This window comes from Streptomyces sp. MK7, assembly GCF_032658145.1.
Lineage (GTDB): Bacteria > Actinomycetota > Actinomycetes > Streptomycetales > Streptomycetaceae > Streptomyces > Streptomyces spiralis.
Genome location: NZ_JAVACL010000133.1, coordinates 1 through 834 on the forward strand (window position 1 = coordinate 1; position 834 = coordinate 834).

1 protein-coding gene is annotated in these 834 nt (G+C 70.3%); it reads left to right on the plus strand.

Going from position 1 to position 834, the window contains the following annotated elements; all coding sequences use genetic code 11:
• On the plus strand, positions 1-834 hold an 834-nt coding region (locus tag R2S09_RS40155; protein ID WP_316746227.1), incomplete at both ends, for an alkaline phosphatase family protein.

Here is an 834-nt window from a genome sequence, read left to right on the forward strand (position 1 = left end):
AAGTCGACGTCCAACCCGCACCACCTGCCGCCCAAGGACGTCGCCGAGATCGGCCACGACGGCCAGGCCAACCACAACTACGACCTGACCGACTTCTCCGCCGCGCTGAAGGCGGGCAAGCTGCCGTCCGTCAGCTTCGTCAAGGCGCCCTCCTACCAGGACGGTCACGCCGGATACTCCGACCCGATCGACGAGCAGCACTTCCTGGTCGAGCAGATCAACGCGATCCAGAACTCGCCGCAGTGGAAGTCGACGGCGGTCGTGATCGCCTACGACGACTCCGACGGCTGGTACGACCACGCCTACGTCGCCCCGCGCAACGGCTCCACCGACACCGCCCTCGGCTCCAACGGCAAGGCCACCGACAGCCCCGCCTGCCAGGCCGGCCCCCGGGCGTCCGGCGGCTACGCCGACCGCTGCGGCCCGGGCACCCGTCAGCCGCTGCTGATCGTCTCCCCCTACAGCAAGGTCGACAAGGTCGACCACACGCTGACCGACCAGGCGTCGATCATCCGCTTCATCGAGGACAACTGGCACACCGGGCGGATCGGCGACCACTCCTTCGACGCCGCCGCCGGCTCCCTGAACGGCATGTTCGACTTCCGGCACCCGAACAACAGGCAGGTGCTGCTCAACGCGGACGGCTCGATCAAGTCGGTCGGCCCCATCCGCCACGTGGCGCCCGTCTCCACGAGCATCACCCCGGGCCCGGCGATGCAGAACACCGCCGCGAGCACCGGCACCTCGCGGTTCCCCACCCTCCCGGTGGGCCTCGCCACGGGCGCCCTGCTCGCCGCCGGCGCCACAGGCACGTACCTCACCCTGCGCCGCAGG